The 17,317-nt window shown below is 30.8% G+C and carries 10 protein-coding genes; all 10 read right to left on the bottom strand.

The annotated features are described in order from the left end of the window. Nucleotides 1-555: 555 nt before the first annotated feature. Entirely contained in the window at nt 556-1,794 is a 1,239-nt protein-coding gene (locus tag QSV08_RS07595; RefSeq protein WP_324027798.1) for a WG repeat-containing protein, read from the bottom strand. Between the two features lie 195 nt (nt 1,795-1,989). Next, on the bottom strand, nt 1,990-2,529 hold the full coding sequence (locus tag QSV08_RS07590) for a DUF4274 domain-containing protein (protein ID WP_324027797.1): 540 nt from the start codon (nt 2,527-2,529) through the stop codon (nt 1,990-1,992). Between the two features lie 87 nt (nt 2,530-2,616). Beyond that, the gene (locus QSV08_RS07585) at nt 2,617-3,312 is read right to left on the bottom strand and encodes a hypothetical protein (RefSeq protein WP_324027796.1); all 696 of its coding nucleotides are present in this window, start codon (nt 3,310-3,312) and stop codon (nt 2,617-2,619) included. Between the two features lie 242 nt (nt 3,313-3,554). After that, on the bottom strand, nt 3,555-4,310 hold the full coding sequence (locus QSV08_RS07580; RefSeq protein ID WP_324027795.1) for a hypothetical protein: 756 nt from the start codon (nt 4,308-4,310) through the stop codon (nt 3,555-3,557). Nucleotides 4,311-5,369: 1,059 nt separating this feature from the next. Then, on the bottom strand, nt 5,370-6,626 hold the full coding sequence (locus tag QSV08_RS07575) for a DoxX family protein (protein WP_324027794.1): 1,257 nt from the start codon (nt 6,624-6,626) through the stop codon (nt 5,370-5,372). Between the two features lie 75 nt (nt 6,627-6,701). Further along, nucleotides 6,702-7,511 carry a transglutaminase-like domain-containing protein gene (locus QSV08_RS07570; protein WP_324027793.1) on the bottom strand — a complete coding sequence of 270 codons (810 nt, stop codon included), beginning with the start codon at nt 7,509-7,511 and terminating at the stop codon, nt 6,702-6,704. Between the two features lie 275 nt (nt 7,512-7,786). Continuing rightward, nucleotides 7,787-8,338 (bottom strand): hypothetical protein, encoded by a 552-nt coding sequence (locus tag QSV08_RS07565; RefSeq protein WP_324027792.1) that lies wholly within the window; start codon nt 8,336-8,338, stop codon nt 7,787-7,789. 315 nt (nt 8,339-8,653) lie between these two features. Then, nucleotides 8,654-9,268 carry a hypothetical protein gene (locus QSV08_RS07560; protein WP_324027791.1) on the bottom strand — a complete coding sequence of 205 codons (615 nt, stop codon included), beginning with the start codon at nt 9,266-9,268 and terminating at the stop codon, nt 8,654-8,656. A 317-nt stretch (nt 9,269-9,585) separates the two neighbouring features. Beyond that, nucleotides 9,586-10,020, bottom strand: coding sequence for a hypothetical protein (locus tag QSV08_RS07555; protein ID WP_324027790.1), 435 nt, complete (start codon nt 10,018-10,020; stop codon nt 9,586-9,588). Nucleotides 10,021-10,362: 342 nt separating this feature from the next. Further along, nucleotides 10,363-16,437, bottom strand: coding sequence for an NACHT domain-containing protein (locus QSV08_RS07550; RefSeq protein WP_324027789.1), 6,075 nt, complete (start codon nt 16,435-16,437; stop codon nt 10,363-10,365). Between the last annotated feature and the right edge of the window lie 880 nt (nt 16,438-17,317).

Genomic DNA, 17,317 nt, shown 5'->3' with positions numbered 1-17,317 from the left:
AATACAATTACAAAACTCATTTATTGAATAACTTTTTTATTGGAGATATGATTTTTCCTGTTTTTGAAGACTAAGAAAAATTTAATATCCGAAATCTATTGCGTTGTCTCTTTTAAGTTGTAGCATAAAGATTAAACAAAAACAAGAAAAAAGGAATGATCCAAAAAATTAGATTTTGTTTCTTTTTATAAAAGAAGACTATGAGGTATAAAAGCAATAAAATTAAATTTGCTATTAAAAATAGAAAAGTTGGTTTAGACATTATTGCATGGCCATGAGGTGCTACATCATAAAAATAATATACTACAAAGCATAATATTTGAGCAATAGAAAAATAAAAAGGAGTACTATTCTTTTTAATTAAATGAAATAACGTTTTATGAGTAATTTCTAATTCTTTTTGCATTAATGACTGTTATAAAATCATAGATATTTCAATGACCAGTACTCATAATTTCTACAAACAATACACTTATACCAATACCGCATAGGCATAATAGTACTAAAAAAATATCCAGTTTATTTACCGGTTTCTTCTTTTTTAAACTCTGTATTTTATTTTTCTGAAATAGTATAAAGTAATTCTCCTTGTTTGTTAATATAGTTTTTTTTCGGATTAGCGTTTTCATCGTAAACTGAAGCAACACCTTTATGAAATGGGGTAGCACTAGAAAAACGAGGTTTTACGATGTAATTACCTTGTATATCTATATAACCATATTCATATGTAAATTCTCCTGTTCTTCTACCTACAAGGGCAACACCTGCAATAAAAGGTTGAGCGGTATCAAATTTCAATGGTATAATTAGTTTCCCTTTGTTATTAATGTATCCCCAATTTAAGTTTCCATTTTTGTCATTTCCTTCTCTAATAGCAACAGGTGCTAGACCTTCATTAAAACCATAGGCATAATCATATATTGCTGATATAGCTAATTCTCCATTTTTATTTACAAAACCCATTTTCTCTTCGTCGTTTGTGGCAAGTGCCATATCTTCTTGAAAATTTTCTAGTTTATAATAATCGAATGGTATAACGGGTTTATTCAAAGTATTTATAATGCCATAGTTAAGAGATGGTTCATTTACCACGGCATAACCATTTATAAATGGTGCTACTTCATTATATTTTAGTGGTATTATTTCAACTCCATTAGTATCAATAAAACCCCAAAAACCTTCTTTTTCAACAGCTGCATAGCCTTGAAAAAAATCTTTAACACTATCATATTTTGGTTCAACTATATATTTTCCTTTTTTATCTATAAAACCATATTTACCATTAACTTTTACTGCAGCAAAACCTTCTTTAAACAATTTTGCCTCATCAAACTGTGGTGCTACTATTTCCTCTCCTTTTTTATTTAAATATCCATATTTATCAGCATCTATATAATTACTAAATGCTGCCATACCATCACTAAAAGGAAAAGCATAATTATATTTTATAGGTATTATTATTTCACCTTTTGTATTTACAAACCCAATATTCTTATCTAATTGAACAACAGCTAGACCTTCACTAAAGTAACGTACTCTATCATATATAAAACCTGTTATTTCTTCACCTTCTTCATTTATAAACCCATCATTACCTTCAAATCCTACTCCAATAACCCCTTCAGAATAGCCTTCAAAATCATTGTATATAGGTTCAATAACCATATTTCCTGAATAGTCAATAAAACCAAAATTTCCATCTACTTGAATGGGTAATAATTTGAGTTCATCGATGGTTTGGCAGTTCAATAAAAATGAACTGAAAATGAATATAATTAATGTTAATTTATACATGAATAAAATTTGTGGTAGTAGTTATTATAAATTTTTTATTGCCAAATCTTAAATTTGGTTCACTTCTTAAATGATTGTAAACTTTTTGATTCGACAACAGTAAGGTTTTATATGATGTTCATCGCAGTAAAAAAGGACATCCCCTTTACTTAAATACTAAGACCTAATTATTTTTATAGTCCTTAAGTTTAATTCTTAATCTATTTCGTATTTCTCAAAAATCTCTTGCCTAAGTAAATCTAGTTCAGTTGGAAACCCTTCTATGTAATCTTTCGGTTCATCTACTTTTTTACCTTCCACTTTTTCGAACATTATTTTCGGTATATCTCTAACGTTCTTTTCGTCTAAATAATCACTTGTCCAGTCGTAGCCTTGTTCATCATTTTTAGGGTTATATTCAAAAGTACTTTGTTTATAAAATCCATTTAAATAATTAGCCTCTATTTTTTCGACAAATTCAAAATCATTTAAAGAATATTTTTCTTTAGATATTAAGTCTTTTTTGTCTTTGAATTTCTTCCAATATCTAGGTGCCGATTTCCAATAAATCATTAACGCAGTTCCTTTATCGGTTAATGGGTTTTCAACAAGCCAATTTAGAAATACGGATGAACTGTCCCAATTCCATTCCATAGCCATTTGATGCCAAATTAGAGGAGATGATTTTTTTGCATACGATATAATTATACTATTTAGAATATCTTCAAATCTGTCATCTGTTATTTTCTCTTTCATATGTTACCTCAATTTTTTAAGTAAACACTTTTTTCGTGAGTAGGCTAGAACCAGCCAATTAATTAAACATCGTAAAAACTAATGTATTTATTCTTTTCTTATAAAATCTCCATAATCATTATTTCTCATTGTTGTAGATTGATATGGTTCTGTGAATTTTGGGTCTTCTTCATCGTATTCTTCAAATAGTTTCTCTATTAAATCGACTTTTATTGAATTTGGTTTTGTGTCTGAAAAATAATATAGTTCTCTTTTGTCTTCAATAATTATCAAATTACTTTTCTGATTTTTAGAATAGTAATTGACATATGTTTGCGTGTGTTCAACTAATTCAAAAACTCCATTCTCTTTTATATTTTTTTCAATTCCACAGCCATGCTCAACTAATTGAAAATCAATATTTTCAGGAAATACAATAGGGTAGCTGGCTGTAAATTCAAATAGTATATCTGTTGAATAACAATCAGGTGCTCCGCAATCAAAACCATGAAGATTAAAAGGAAGGTCAAACCTAATTTTATCTTTTATTTGATTTACGAGCCCTTTAATATATAGTTCTTGCAAAATACTAGATTTCAGGTTTTCGTTTGGTTTTGAATTAAGGATTTGTATTCTCAAAGAATCTTGAATTTCAACAAAAGTTAATTCCTCTTCTTTTAATTCGTTAGTTTCTGTAATTATCTTTTTAGTAACTACTTCTTTATGTTCATGATTGACTTCTTTTTTTTTCTTTGATGAACAAGCGGCAATTAAGAGACTCAAAATAAAAAAAGTATGTTTCATATTTCTCTTTTCGTGGTTTTGTTAGATGTTACCTAACATCGAAGTATATGGAAAGTTGTATTTTTAAGTGTGATAACGATTTATGAGTAATTTCTAATTCTTTTTTTTTGCATTAATGACTTCTCTTATATGTATGCTTGATATTTTAAGCAATGAAGTTAGTAAAAGGGAACAGAAAGAATCTTCGCGAAGGTTTATGTAAATTATTTAAAACAAGCAACATATTAAAATAGGTGCTAGCATTAGTTTTTTGTTTTGCTCACGAAATTATTACTTATCCAGCCTCTTAGTTTTTGATCTTTGAAATCATAGTCTATAGGGTTATAACATTCAGTATCGTTTAAATTTTCGCTTTCAATTTCAACAAAAAGCCAAATTCGATTTCCTTTAATTAATTCAGATAAAACCTTTGTACTACTATTAACTTTTAATTTACCGATAATATTAGTTTTTGTTTCACACGAAAACTGAGATTCATTTACGTCATATTCTCTTATGTTTGGCGAAAATCTAACATTATAATTGTTGTTAAGAATTTTTACATCATAAGATGTAGACAAATAAAAACTAGGTTCAAAAAGTTCATAGCTCTCATTATAAAGAACGTAATTCTCTTTAGTTATCGTTTGGTCTAAATGAAAATTAAAAACTCTGTTTGATGTAAAAGGACTTTCTCCACAACAATGATTTTGTTTAATTACTAAATCTTTATTTGTTCCATTATATAAATAAAAATTATAGCAGAATTCAGAGATTACTTTTTCTAGTTTTTGATTTACATTTAAATAAACTTCTATGCATTTTGGTTCAGAGCATTGGTATAAGTATATATAATCTAAATCATTATCGTTATCTAAGTCCGTTTCAATTTTTTCAAAATCGGACATACTATTTAATTGAATATTTTTCTCTATTAATTCAATCTGCTTTTCTAATTCATTTTGTGAAAAACTAGAAATCGAAATTAAAAATAAAATTATTGATGTAATTAGTTTCATCGTTGGTCCAAGTTAAGAAAGAAAAGATTTGTTAATTACCTTTTTCAATTGTAACCACAACGTTTTTGAAGGAGGTTTGTTATAAAATCATAGATATTTCAATGACCAGTACTCATAATTTCTACAAATAATAAACTCAAACCAATACCGAATAGGCATAATAATGCTAAAAATATATGCAGTTTATTTACCGGTTTCTTATTTTTTAAATTCTGTGCTATTTTTAAAAATAAGTACGAAATAAAGCTAATTAGAAAAAGAGGTATCCCCACGAAAATACTACTTCTTAATATATTGTAGATATCAAATAAATGAACAAAACCACCGATTAATATTAACAATAATGAGATTGCTATTAAGATTTTAATTGTTTTTTCTAAGTACTCAATTATTTTCAAATAGTTAGTTTTAAAGTGTTGTTAAACGTTTCTTATATGGTGCTATAGCATTCTAAAGAGTGTATATGCACTATTTAAATTGTGAGCAGTATTGTTAATCTCTAAATCTGTTTAATAAATTATCTTCTTTATCAACTAATTAAACGTTGGCTTAAAGTAATTTTTTGGTTTCGCCACTAAAGGAGGAAATACTGCTAGCAATTAAATATAGCATACTAAGTACAAAACAGGAATTAGCCATTAATAAAATCATCATTTGTACTTTAGAATAAAACAAAAAATCATTAAAAAGGGCTACTGTAAATACAGTAATATTTCCTTTTTAATGATTTTTGAATTGTTTCTTTTTAAGATCTACTCCGCATAATTTTACCATCATTAACCATATGTAGCCAACTATATCGCTATAAATTCGCACATGCAGAATTTTTAATGTAAACTTTGATTGTAAATATTTAGAGAAATGAAATTGAGTTAATTACTATTCTTACTTTGATTTTTTCAATCTTTTTGCTTCTTTCTTTTCTTTAGCCGTTTTTACTGGTTCCTTTTTTACATTTTTCTTTGCATCTTGACTTTTACCCATAATGTTTTATTTAAATAATTAGTAGCCTATTTTTCAATCGTTCTTTAAGCCTATTCTTTATGTCGAATTTTAAATTTATTCCAAATCTCTAATCCAACGAATACCATTGCGCGTTAATCTATAATCGCTAATTGTTTTGGCTCTTGTTTTCATCCAAAGGGAATCTCCTTTAAATATTCCTTCATAAATATAAACTTTATTCTCTAAGGCTTTATAAGTTAATTCGTGAAGAGTTTGGTCATCGCCATACAAATCGGTTAAATGTAATTTTTTAGTCAATGTATCTGCGGTAAACTTGTAACGTTCTGTGGTATTATCTTCATTTAAAATCATTAGGGTTTCGGGTAAATAAGATAAATCGTTTATCCTTATTTTATTCCAGCGATTGCCATTTATTTTGTTCTTGGGTATTGTATCTCCATTCTTTACAAATAGTTCTATTTCATGTGAACTTGTAAAACTTTCATAATGATTAGTATACTGTTGTTCTATTCTTTCTGTCATTTCGAGGCTAAACGAGATAAAAACATATAGCAACAATGCACCTTTAGTTATGTATCGAATAGTTTTGCCTTTTCGCCCTTCAAAAAGAGGCATATAGATAGCCGCAGTGGATGGCTTATTTCTTAAGAAAAAATCATATAATCGCTTTAAATCATCCCACATTAAAAATACGATCATAAGAAGTAAATGAATCGCAAACATCTTAACAATAACGTCGTACCCAATATCCATCAATACAACATTTATCATTGCTATTAACAACAAGAAAGCACCTAAAGAAGTTGTTCTTCTAAATAACAACAGCAAGCCGCCTATAACTTCTATCAACCCCGCAGTAATACCATAGAATTTAGAATAACTCATGAAAGCCCATACCAAATTCATTCCGTTATGTTCACCAATTGCGGTTTCTAGGCTGTCAATATCCATTGTGCCAAACTGAAGTAAGAACACTTTTGAAAGTCCATAGAGAATTAGTGTAAGTCCTATATGATATCTAAGAATTGTTTGTAAAAGTATTTTGAGTTTGTGGTTATACTCTTTTTTAATTTTAGAATCTATGAATATCCAAATTGCGGTGCCTACTAAAGAAATCACTGCAATTAAAAGAAACCTGGTAAAGTCATATTTAGAGTCCAGACCATTTAACAACATATCTGGGTTGTATTCCCAGCCTAAAAATACTTCTCCAAATTTTATTGTAATTCCCTTCCAGAATGAAAAATTATTTGGATCAATCTCTTTGATATACTCAAACCCGTATGGATAGATATATAAGAGAAAATATAGAAATACAAATCGTAATATGAGCTTTTGGATTGTGGTCAATGGTTTTGGTTTAAGATAACTCTATGAGAGTTGCTTTTTATACTATTTTGAACTTTGTTGATTATGGCATGGTAGCTATAATAATTTTAAATTCGGAGGACCAGTCATCCGTTGAACTTCAACATGCAATTTTAAAAGCTCAACAGGGTTACCAAATTGTGTGTATATGGCGACATCGGCAGCATCTCGACCATAGGCTATTGCGATGCGTCCTCCTCTTAGATCATTTTGTGTAGGGTCGAATGTATACCATCTATTGCCAACATAGACCTCAAACCACGCATGCAAATCCATTGGTTCAAGACCTTCAAGATAGCCCACTACCATACGAGATGGTATAGAAAGCGCTCTACAACAGGCGATCCCCAAATGCGCCATATCTCGGCAAACAATGTTGCTCAATTGATTTACTTCTACAGCACTAAGTTGTTCATGTCCATAGCCAGGTGTATAATTAAATGTTTTTCTTATATAATCTGATATTGCACTACATTGATTATAACCTGTTGGTATACCCATTACTATCGAGGCGGCCATTTCAGTAAATTTATCTGACTCACAATAACGACTGGGATACAAAAAAGGAAGAATTTCAGGTGGTAGACATTGAACTTCAATAAATGGTGCTCCATAACCTTGGTCAGAGACCTCAGAAGTTTCAGCATAAACACTTGTTTGTACAATGAAATGCCCGGCTGGAGCAATAAGGCGCTGACATAGATTACCAAACGAATCTGTAAACTCAAGCGTAGGTACATTAGGAGATAGAAAGTACTCTTCTCTTGAAATCCACTGTTGAAATCCGCTTCGTGGTCTTAATATGAATAAAAATGGTGTTGGAACAGGTATTTCGAATTCAAGTAAGCAAGAAGCTTTTAACCACATATCAATTGATTTTTTGACTTAGTTATTTAAAATAATTTAATTTTTCAATTAAATACGACGCCTGAACGATGTACAGTACGAGAGTAAACTCAGGTTTACTTTCTAACACACAAACAGCGAAATCTTATGGTTAAGCTTACCTGCTGGTGAGGCAGGTTTTTTCTTTTTTATTTCAAAGCGAAATCCCAAAGATTTCGCGACCTCATAAAAATACGTAAATCTTAGCCTGTATTGTTTATAGCTTTATTGTAAGCCGTTTTTTTTTTTTTTTTCGTTCAGTCTGAGGTCCAACTTTTATAGAGTAAGCTATCCTGTTCTTTTTGGGAACTATTGCCTAACTTTAATAACCTGTCGCATATTTCAAAATATTTTGGCGAGTCCGTTACTCTTGAAACTATATGGTATTCTCTGTCCGAACAACTGTTAGTTTTTCCCTTTTTTACTTCAAGAATCCACCCTGTTCCGTCTAAATATTGACTTTTTGAGCGAATTGGCATAGTCCAAAAGCATTGCTCCGTTACGAGATTGTCAAATTGATTCCAATCATTTTCAGACAAAGGAATTTCTTCAGTTTCCCCAATTTTTTTTAGATGAGTTTTTTGTCCATCTAGAATTCTCTCGTATCGTTTTATAGATATTTTCGGATCGCCCCATCCATTTTCCATTTTATATTCTGAAATCTCCGCATTCGTCCATGTTGGATAAATAGTAAGCCTGTAAGTATCATTTTTAAATGTTTTGTAACTATCAGCTCTTAATTCATTCCACTCCGATTTCTCTATTTCTTTCAAAGATTGAATATTCTCTTCAATAGTTTCATTAACCATTTCACAGTTACATTTTTCCGAGTAACAACTTGTTATTAGGGTAAGTATCAGAAACGTAAAAACTGCTCTTAATTTCAATAGATATTAATTAGTTAAAGGTTTGTTCAAAATGTGTTACAACGTCTAGTATATGGAACGTAGCGTGTAAATAGACGCTAACTTTTCGGATTATACACGAGCCGAATTTTTAAATTTTTCTTTTTATATTTATTTTCTCAAAAAGCCAAATTTAAAAATTTGGCGGTCTTCATAAATACACACAAACCTTTCGGAAAGCCTATATTAGCTATGTTTTATATACATTGTTGCCATTAGTTATTTCATCCCAATTTCAATGATAATTTTACCTAATTCTGAAAGTCGAGTTTCATTTTTACCCATAGTTCCGATTATAACAAGTCCACTATCAAAAAAACCATCTCCAAAACTCGTGTAAATTTCTCCTTTTTCGTGTCCGTTTTTTAATGTTACTAAATCATAATAGAAGAAATTTTTCACGATATGAGCACATCTTAAATAATCAGTAAAATCAATTTTTTCTTCGATTACAGCAGCAAACATTTTACCAATTATTTCTGGTTTTCCGTCGCTTTCAATTCTATCTAATAGTTCGAATATCATTTCGCCAACACTACTTTGATACTTTTTAGAATTATTGATTTCGTCAATTTTTTTAATTCTATCTTCTTGTGGAATTTTATGAAGCTCAAATAGGAATTTATAGATTTTCTTTGCAGAAAGATATTTATTTATTGAGTTTCCAAATTTTATAACACCTATAACCGCTCCAACAAGAGGTAAATCCCTTAAAACACCATCATCCAAAATTCCATCAACAGCTACTTCCGCAAAATCTTTTGAGAGCGAAGGTAAATCCGAATCTTTAATTACTAGTTCAAGTTTTTTATTTGGGTTCTCAGTTTTTTTCATAATTAATGGCAACGACTGGGCTAAGCGTAGTGCGGTGGCAAGGAAGCTTTTCGTTTCCGTCTGCGCACGAAGCTAAAGCTTATTGTTTAGTTTTATTTTTTCTTGTCCAAAGCTAAATCCATAAGATTTAGCGACTTCATAAATATACGCAGACCTTACGATTCAGCCCTAAAGTCCGCATTACGTTTAGGCTTTGTTGGCAGTAGTAGCGAAACATATGAGTAAGCACATTCTGCTTGCGCAGATTGGAACCTTCTGAAGCCCGTTCGAGTGAAGTCCATTTGAGCAAACTTGCTAAAAAATCCATTTGCCAAACATTACTTTATATATTTATGTGGGTTTTTGTAGAAATCAAGATATTTTTTGTCTTCTTCAAAATATCTTAATCCTGCATCTTTTACAACTCCTTTAAAATTAGATAAAGCCTTTTCAAATTCGCCAGTTTCGAACAAATATTTACCTTCATAAAACTGACATTCTCCATCAAAATTATGTAGATGATTGTTATTCGAAATCATTCTATTTAGCCATAATTTAGCTGATTCGAATTTTTGATTATCGAAAACTCCTTTGAAGACCATTTTAGCATAATTATATCCTTGATTCCAATTTTCTTTAGGTTCAGGAAATAATTGCCAACCTTGTTCTGCCCACTTTTCGAACGCCTCTAAATCATGATTTTTTAACGCAGTAACTGCTTTTTTTCCAACTTCTACAATATTACTATAAGTATTAGATTCTAAAACTGCCATTATTATTCGAGTTATTACTGCCAACGGTTAGTATAAGAAACGTAGGGCAATAAATAAGCACTTTCGTTTCGGTTTATTACTTAGCTAAATATAAATATTTTGCTTTTATTTTTTCGTCTATAAATGCCAAATTTTATATTTAGCGGACTTTTTTAGTATTCACAGACCTTTCGGTTTAGCACAAACGCCCTATGTTTTTTATACATTGTTACCTGTCTGGCTTTTCTTTCCGCAAACTTGCTAGCGTTGGCAGAAGACATACTCTTTGCCAAGTTTTGGCTTTAGCGGCTGGCTTTTGAGCGACTTGGCAATGTGTATGGATAAAGGTGTTGGGATTCATCATTAAATTCTTGTTACGTTAAATATTTGATTATTCATTAAAACAGAATCTTCATATTTTGATCGCATTAATTTCTTTTGAAGAAACAAGTTCTTCTCGATAGATTTAAGCTGTTCTAATCCATCTTCTGAAACAATAACAAACCACCCTTCTCCAACTTCTCCATCTTTACGTGGCGTCATATGAATGTTCCCGTTTGACCAATAAATAGATTCAGCCATTAGTTCACCTTGAGAGTTTTTCCAAGCAAATAATTTGGTTGGTTCAGGTTCCCATCCTAAATGCCTTGCTAAAACAGGATTAATAGCAATCCATTTGGATTTTAAATCAAATTGATCGAATCTATGATCTCTAATTACAACAACAAAATGTCCACCTCCTCTTAACTCATAATAATTGCTACTTAATTGATGAAAGACAGAACCAAAAATATAGTCTTCGTTTTCACCTAATTCATTATTGAGAGCAATTTGCCACATATAATCTTCAGTTGGTGATCCCCAATCCAAGTTTTTAACTTGACTGTATTCCGCAACTACTTTGAAGTTATCCTTATAATCCAATAGAGGTTCATCTAATCTTGATGATTCATTTATTCTATCCAGCCAATCATTTCCAACTCCGCCAAAATCTCTTTCTTTAATTGTTTGAATAAATACTGGTTTTGCTAATTCATTGAAATGTGGAACGACATAATCATGTGATTTAAAAACACTTCCAATTTGCTTATTATCTATAGTCCCAGAATCTATTAATTCAGTAGTCACATGCATTATGGCTCTTCGAGCTGCAATAACTCTTGGTCTTGGGTAGGAGTATTTTAAGTAAATTTCTTCTAAATGACTTCTAAGTTTTTTTTCATATTCAACAGTCCATTCTTCCTCCTGTCCAATTTCTTTCATTATAGAATGAGCTCTATAAATGAGATTTGATTCAGAAATTCCAGATTCCTTGGATAACACTCGGATTTGGAATTCAAACGGTCTTATTAAGTCTCTAGGATCATTAATATCAACATCTGGGAAATAGGGGTCAATCTCTTTATCAATTTCTATCCGTTTAGGTTCGGGAATAATAAGAGAATATACACTTGGTAGTTTTATGCTTTTTGGAATGGGAATATCTTCTTCCAATTCAGTCAATATAATTTTTGCATTTTCTCTTAACTGATAGTCCTTAGATATGGATAGATTTTGAATTTTTGATTTGAGTAGTTGAAGATTTGGAAAGCTTAGCTCAGACAGTGCTATAATTACATCCATGGAGAAATAATCATCTACATTTCCATTCAGTAGTTGCGTCAATGCATAGTCATTATTCTGATTAATATACTTTGCCAATAGCAGAGTAGATTGTTCCTTTATTATTGAGACAGGATTCTTTGATAAATACACGATGTAATCGACCAACGTTTCTATGATTGGCTGACTTATTGATGAAAGAGTAGGTAAATCTTCAACTGGTTTACTGTTTGACATTAGCCTCTGTAAGTAACCAAATATTTCAATCCAAAGCTCTTCTTCAATGTAGTTTTCCGTTAGTAATGGAACTATGTCTTCAAGATGTTCTATATACGAACTAGGATAATTACCGCTTACTATATCATAAGCGAACACTTCAAATGCCTTATTAGATGAGAGGATAGGATTGATTTGCTTTAGTGCATTAAAAGCGTTGATTCGCGTACCTCCATCATAATATTTAACCCATCCTGACTCGCTCGACAACTCAATACTTTTGTTGGCTAAACTTGTTGCGAGTTCTTTGTCTTTAAGTTTCAAAGCAGCTTCACTTAATTTAGCATAGAAGTCTGACTCCCTTCTTCCAATTTTCGCTAAACTGGTAATTTCTTTTATTTGTGTTGAAGACAATAATGGAGTTATTTTTTCTATAACTTTTGACCAATTAAAGGATGAATTTGCTTGATCTTCTTCTTGAATTATTTTTTTGAAATCAACAAAATTTGTAACTCTTTCTAGTACTTCCTTTTCATCAATGTTTTGATAATCTGGTTTTAAAGTCAAGGTATTAGAAGAAGATGACGAGCTATCACTTTCTTTTTTTGTAGGTATCGTGAAATCCGAATAATAGTCTTCTATTCTTAGCTCTTTTGATAAAAAGAAGCTATTAATTTCAGAAAGTAAATAATGTCTGGATTCTTCGTAAGCTTTAACATTTATAGACGAAATAATATCAGGTACATGTTCTCGTAAAAAATCTTCTTTTACAATTTCATATCCTTTGTCTAAAATATGTTTAAGTAGGGAAGAATTGGCTGATTCAGTAAGAAGCAGATATAAACTATTGTATAGTTGAACTATACTTTTGAAATCTTCTTCATTTTTCGTTCTAATGATGAAATATTTGATAAAAAGAGTAATAGAATCTTTAAAATCTATTAGATCATTATCTAATTGCCAAATCGTCTGCTCAAGACCATCATTCAGGTTATGTTCATATGTTACTTCTAATAACTCTTCAGAGGCATTCCAATAAGCTCTTCCTTCAGTGGTTTCTTTTATATGATTCAAATGAGATAAGAACCATTTTATTCTTTCAGAACCTACTGATGGGTCTTTAAGGTTAATTTTTCGTAGCCAATCAATCCATGTACTAAATTGATAATCTTTTCTATAACCAACTCCGATAGATTCTTGAATTGCTTGTTTGAGCCATTTTTCACCTTCCTCAGGCTTACCTAATATGAACCATACCTTCGCATGAGATAAGCACTCGGTAATACGCCCATCGATATCGTGATCCATTAACATAGAGTCTTCCAAGCTTCTTAACTGTGATATCGCTTTTTTAGGGTTAAATCCATGATTTAATAATGATTTAATGATTTTTCGTTGGATACTGGTACTCCAATATTTTGGCTTCTCATGAAATTCATTGAACAAATAATCACCTATGTTTTCTAAGCTTTTAGCATTAAGTTTGGAAACAGCAGAAACCAAGTAATCAAAATATTGACCTTTAGACTGTGTTAGTTTGTACCAATAGTTGTTTCGATGAGATATTTCTTTATAGTAAAACCTGACAATTGGAATTACTCTTTTAGTAATATCAGTAGCTACTGGTTTTTGTAAAATTCCATCAGCTAGAATTTGAGCTGTAAGACATAACATTCTTTCAAATTCTACTAAAATTTCTTCATCTGCACCTTTATCAGCAGCTGGAATTGCAGAAGTAATGGATACTCCTTTTTCGCAAATATTAAGTAACTTGTTAAGTTTGATTAATGGAAGAAAAGCGTCTAATGAATCATCATACCCTAGTCGGTCTTTTCCTACGTTTGAAGGTTGTTTAACATCCTTAATCCAATTATATGTTTCATCAACGTCTCTGGTGACTTTATAAATTAAATCAGCAATGTATATTTTGCCAATTGATTTTGCCTTCTCTATTGTGAAATGAGCTGTTAATAATAATAAATATTCGTTTGCACGTCTACTATCGTTAAGATCAAGACATTGTTCAATGCAATACTGAACAAGCTCGAAAAATGCGGTTTTACCTTTCGAAGAATTGGTGTCTATTTGTTTGACAACTACATTAAAATCATCCCATTTGTTTTGATCTATTAAACTATAACCAAGATTAGAAAGTAATCGTAATAGTAAATCAGATTCCTTTTCTTCGAATCTATTTTCTTGTATACCTTCAGAGAATTTAATGTTATTAATAATTAAGAGAATATTCTCCGTTGTTTCAAAATATGGTGATGTATAAATCCATTCCTCTAAAGAGTCCCTTATTTCTTCATACCTATGTGAATCATCAATGTGAATCCCAGTATTTGTGATAATCTCTGGATAGGCCAAATTGTATAGAGTGGCTCCTTCTGATTTGTATCCAAATTCAATAAACAAGCGACAGGCTTTAAATGCATATGATTCACTACAATGTAGAGTGTTACCTGTTCTTAGATAATCTCGTGCTAAGTCGTATTTATTTAAAAATAATAACTCTTCTGTAAATGCCGCAGGATCTATATTGAATAGTCTTCTTTCGATTTCGGCTAATGAAAACAGATATCTTATGAGTATATTGATGTTCTTAGTCTGCAGCGCTATTTCAATTCCTAGTTTTGCATCCTGCTTTATATCTTCTGCTGGTCTGAAGTTTAATAATTGGGAGGTGAAATTATCTGGTGTAACTTCTGAAATAAACTTGTCATATTGCTTAGCTTTAAATAGGTGGTGGTTTTGTTTCCATGATTTCTCCACCTTAGAATTTCTATAGAAATTAGCAAGTTGAATGTGATATTCTAGATTTACTTTCGGGTCAATTTCATCCGTTAAATAGTCTAAAGCAGTATGCTGGAGAAGGAATTGTTTAAAGGAATTGTGAAAGAAAGACAAAGTTTTTTCTGTTTCATTAAACAGAACTTTAGCTTTTTCTTTGAATGATTTTAGAACCTTACGATCAAAATCCCATTCTTGAATAAAGGAAAGGCTTATTGAGCCATTAATTCTTGTCATTAAACCTAATAGGTTTATCAAATCCTCTTCTTTTTGGATAGGCTTCCATATTTTCTTGTAATAATTGTCTATATCACCATCAATTGTATCAAACGATTCTATTGCATCTTCAACTGAATCAGCTTCACTAATTTTTCCAATCAAATATGATAGGTATAAAGGGTGACCTTGTGATTTTTCAAATATTTTTAGCTTTTGTGAATTACTTAATCTTGTTGGATAATCAATCGTATCTATGTATGTGTATACTTCTTCCTTTTTTAAGGAATCAATTTGGATTGTTCTACTTCCATTTTGAAATTCAGCTTGAATTTCTTGTTGTATATCCTCAAGTTCAAATGTTTGACTTCCTAAAATAATGTATACTCCTTCAGGGAGCGAATTTGGTAGTGGAAGTTCTTGTAAGAAGCTATTTGCGGTAATTTTATATTCTCTAGGAACATGATCTAAACCATCAATTATAAGTATAGTTGGTTGACCATTTTTTTTAAAGTCTTGACTAATTGCTTTTAACTGTTCACTGAAAACTTCCTTTAAAAAGATTAAATCTTTATAGGGGAGAATATCCCTTTTATAAATGCCCGCTTCTTTTAATTGGAAAACCAAATCAAAAAAGAGATGGGTAGCATTTCCTCTTTCATGAAAGTTCAAATTTGAAGAGGGATTAACAAAGTCAAATGCAAAATATCTTACAATTCGTTGACTTAACCCTTTAGACCACTGGTTTAATAAGGTAGATTTACCAGAACCTGGGCCTCCCTGTAAAAATAGATATCCATTTTTATGTTCAGTTAACTTTGCGTTTAATAAGTCAATTGTTGATTGGATAGGCTGGTAACTTCGTCTATCAACTATTAATTCATGATTAAATATGGTTTTAAATCTGTCAGACCATCCTAATTCTTTAATAATTTCTTGACGATTGAATTCAACTGATCTTTCTGGACTGGCAACTTTTTCAATAATAAATCTGCTAATCTGTTGAAGGTCTTCGTCTTCTTTAGAGTATTTAGTATTTCTTACATTAAATTGCTTCTGTTTGTAATCTGGTTGAAAATCAAAGTAATGGATAAATTCTTCAAATTCGGATTCAGTAAGAGCTGAAGTTTTTTTGAGTTCTGCAATGATTGGGTTCCATTTGTCATCAAAAGATTGATTCGATTTGATCTTCACCCAAACTTCAGAAATAAAGTCTTCAAATGAACCAATTTTTTTTGCGTTGTCATCCTTCAAGCTGTCATTGGAGGAAGTTGGTTTGTTAGTGATTAAATGAGGGATTATTTTTTTGCTAGGATTAACTGCTTTTAAATTTTTCCAACTAGAAGCGATTAATGGTAGTAAATCAGTAAAGTTTGCAAATGAAATATTCGCATCAGCAATAGTCCATTTTACTTGATAGGCATGAATTTCTGAATGAGTTGAATACTGAATGTCATCTAGTTTCTCAGCTTTGGGGTCTGCTATTCGAATCCATTCAAGTTTTTTGTTTATTAGATTCAAATAGACAAACCAAGCGAACTCATCAAATTGAGGCAAATAACCACCCATTGCTGCTCTTTCTCCGCTTGCAGATACTATTTCTTTACTCATATTTTAATTTTAATCTCATCTGGGTTGGCAAAAAATAGCTCTTTTGGTTTTTTAAGTTTTGGCTCGTGTGTCGGCAAAAACCAAATGTGCTATTTGTGCGGCTGGCTTTTTTTAGCTTGCAGGTAACGTTTTAGCTAAGCGTAGTGCGGTGGCATGGAAACTTTTCGTTTCCGTCTACGCACGAAGCTAAAGCTTATTGTTTAGTTTTATTTTTCTTATCCAAAGCTAAATCAATAAGATTTAGCGACATTATAAATATACACAGACCTTTCGTTTTAGTCCCAAGTCCGCATTACGTTTAGGTTTTGTTACCAAAAGTACTTTTCTCAACACTAATATTAAGTATTTAACCCCAACCTCTGCCGAACTGAATTATAACGAACATAATAAACAGACCTATCAATAGTAAGATTCCAAGAAATATACTGCCAATAATGATTGTAGTTCTTCTATCTTTTTTTTTAATTACAAATATAGTTAATGCTATTATCGTAAGTGTGAGTAAGGTGAAAACGGGTATAAACATAAAACTTTGAAATATATATTACTACGTCCTATTAATTCCGCGCGAGTGAAGTCCATCTGCGTAAACTTGCTCAAAAGTCCTTCTTCGTTCAGATTACGTTCGAGTAGGAAGTCCATACGCAATCTTTGTATTCAATAAATTCAAATTCAACCCTTTTAATCTCGAATAGTTAATTCCATTTGCAGAATTTTGAAGTTTCTGAAAAAGTTGTTTAGTATTTTTGGTAACAATTGTATAAAGTAACAAGTTACTTTATATCTATTTTAGATACAATGTAGTCAATAACTTGGTAATACCAATGAATACAATAACATAGCAGTATATTAACCGGTTAATATACGTTTGCTACCGTTT

The sequence above is a fragment of the Maribacter sp. BPC-D8 genome (genome assembly GCF_035207705.1).
GTDB lineage: Bacteria > Bacteroidota > Bacteroidia > Flavobacteriales > Flavobacteriaceae > Maribacter.
Note: the sequence above shows the minus strand (reverse complement) of the source record. Positions and strands in the feature narration are given on the sequence as shown.

Bases quoted from the DNA above. Each gene is read 5' to 3' on its own strand.
- QSV08_RS07595 (WP_324027798.1), bottom strand. From the start codon at position 1,794: ATGTATAAATTAACATTAATTATATTCATTTTCAGTTCATTTTTATTG.
- QSV08_RS07590 (WP_324027797.1), bottom strand. From the start codon at position 2,529: ATGAAAGAGAAAATAACAGATGACAGATTTGAAGATATTCTAAATAGT.
- QSV08_RS07585 (WP_324027796.1), bottom strand. From the start codon at position 3,312: ATGAAACATACTTTTTTTATTTTGAGTCTCTTAATTGCCGCTTGTTCA.
- QSV08_RS07580 (WP_324027795.1), bottom strand. From the start codon at position 4,310: ATGAAACTAATTACATCAATAATTTTATTTTTAATTTCGATTTCTAGT.
- QSV08_RS07570 (WP_324027793.1), bottom strand. From the start codon at position 7,511: ATGTGGTTAAAAGCTTCTTGCTTACTTGAATTCGAAATACCTGTTCCA.
- QSV08_RS07565 (WP_324027792.1), bottom strand. From the start codon at position 8,338: ATGGTTAATGAAACTATTGAAGAGAATATTCAATCTTTGAAAGAAATA.
- QSV08_RS07560 (WP_324027791.1), bottom strand. From the start codon at position 9,268: ATGAAAAAAACTGAGAACCCAAATAAAAAACTTGAACTAGTAATTAAA.
- QSV08_RS07555 (WP_324027790.1), bottom strand. From the start codon at position 10,020: ATGGCAGTTTTAGAATCTAATACTTATAGTAATATTGTAGAAGTTGGA.
- QSV08_RS07550 (WP_324027789.1), bottom strand. From the start codon at position 16,437: ATGAGTAAAGAAATAGTATCTGCAAGCGGAGAAAGAGCAGCAATGGGT.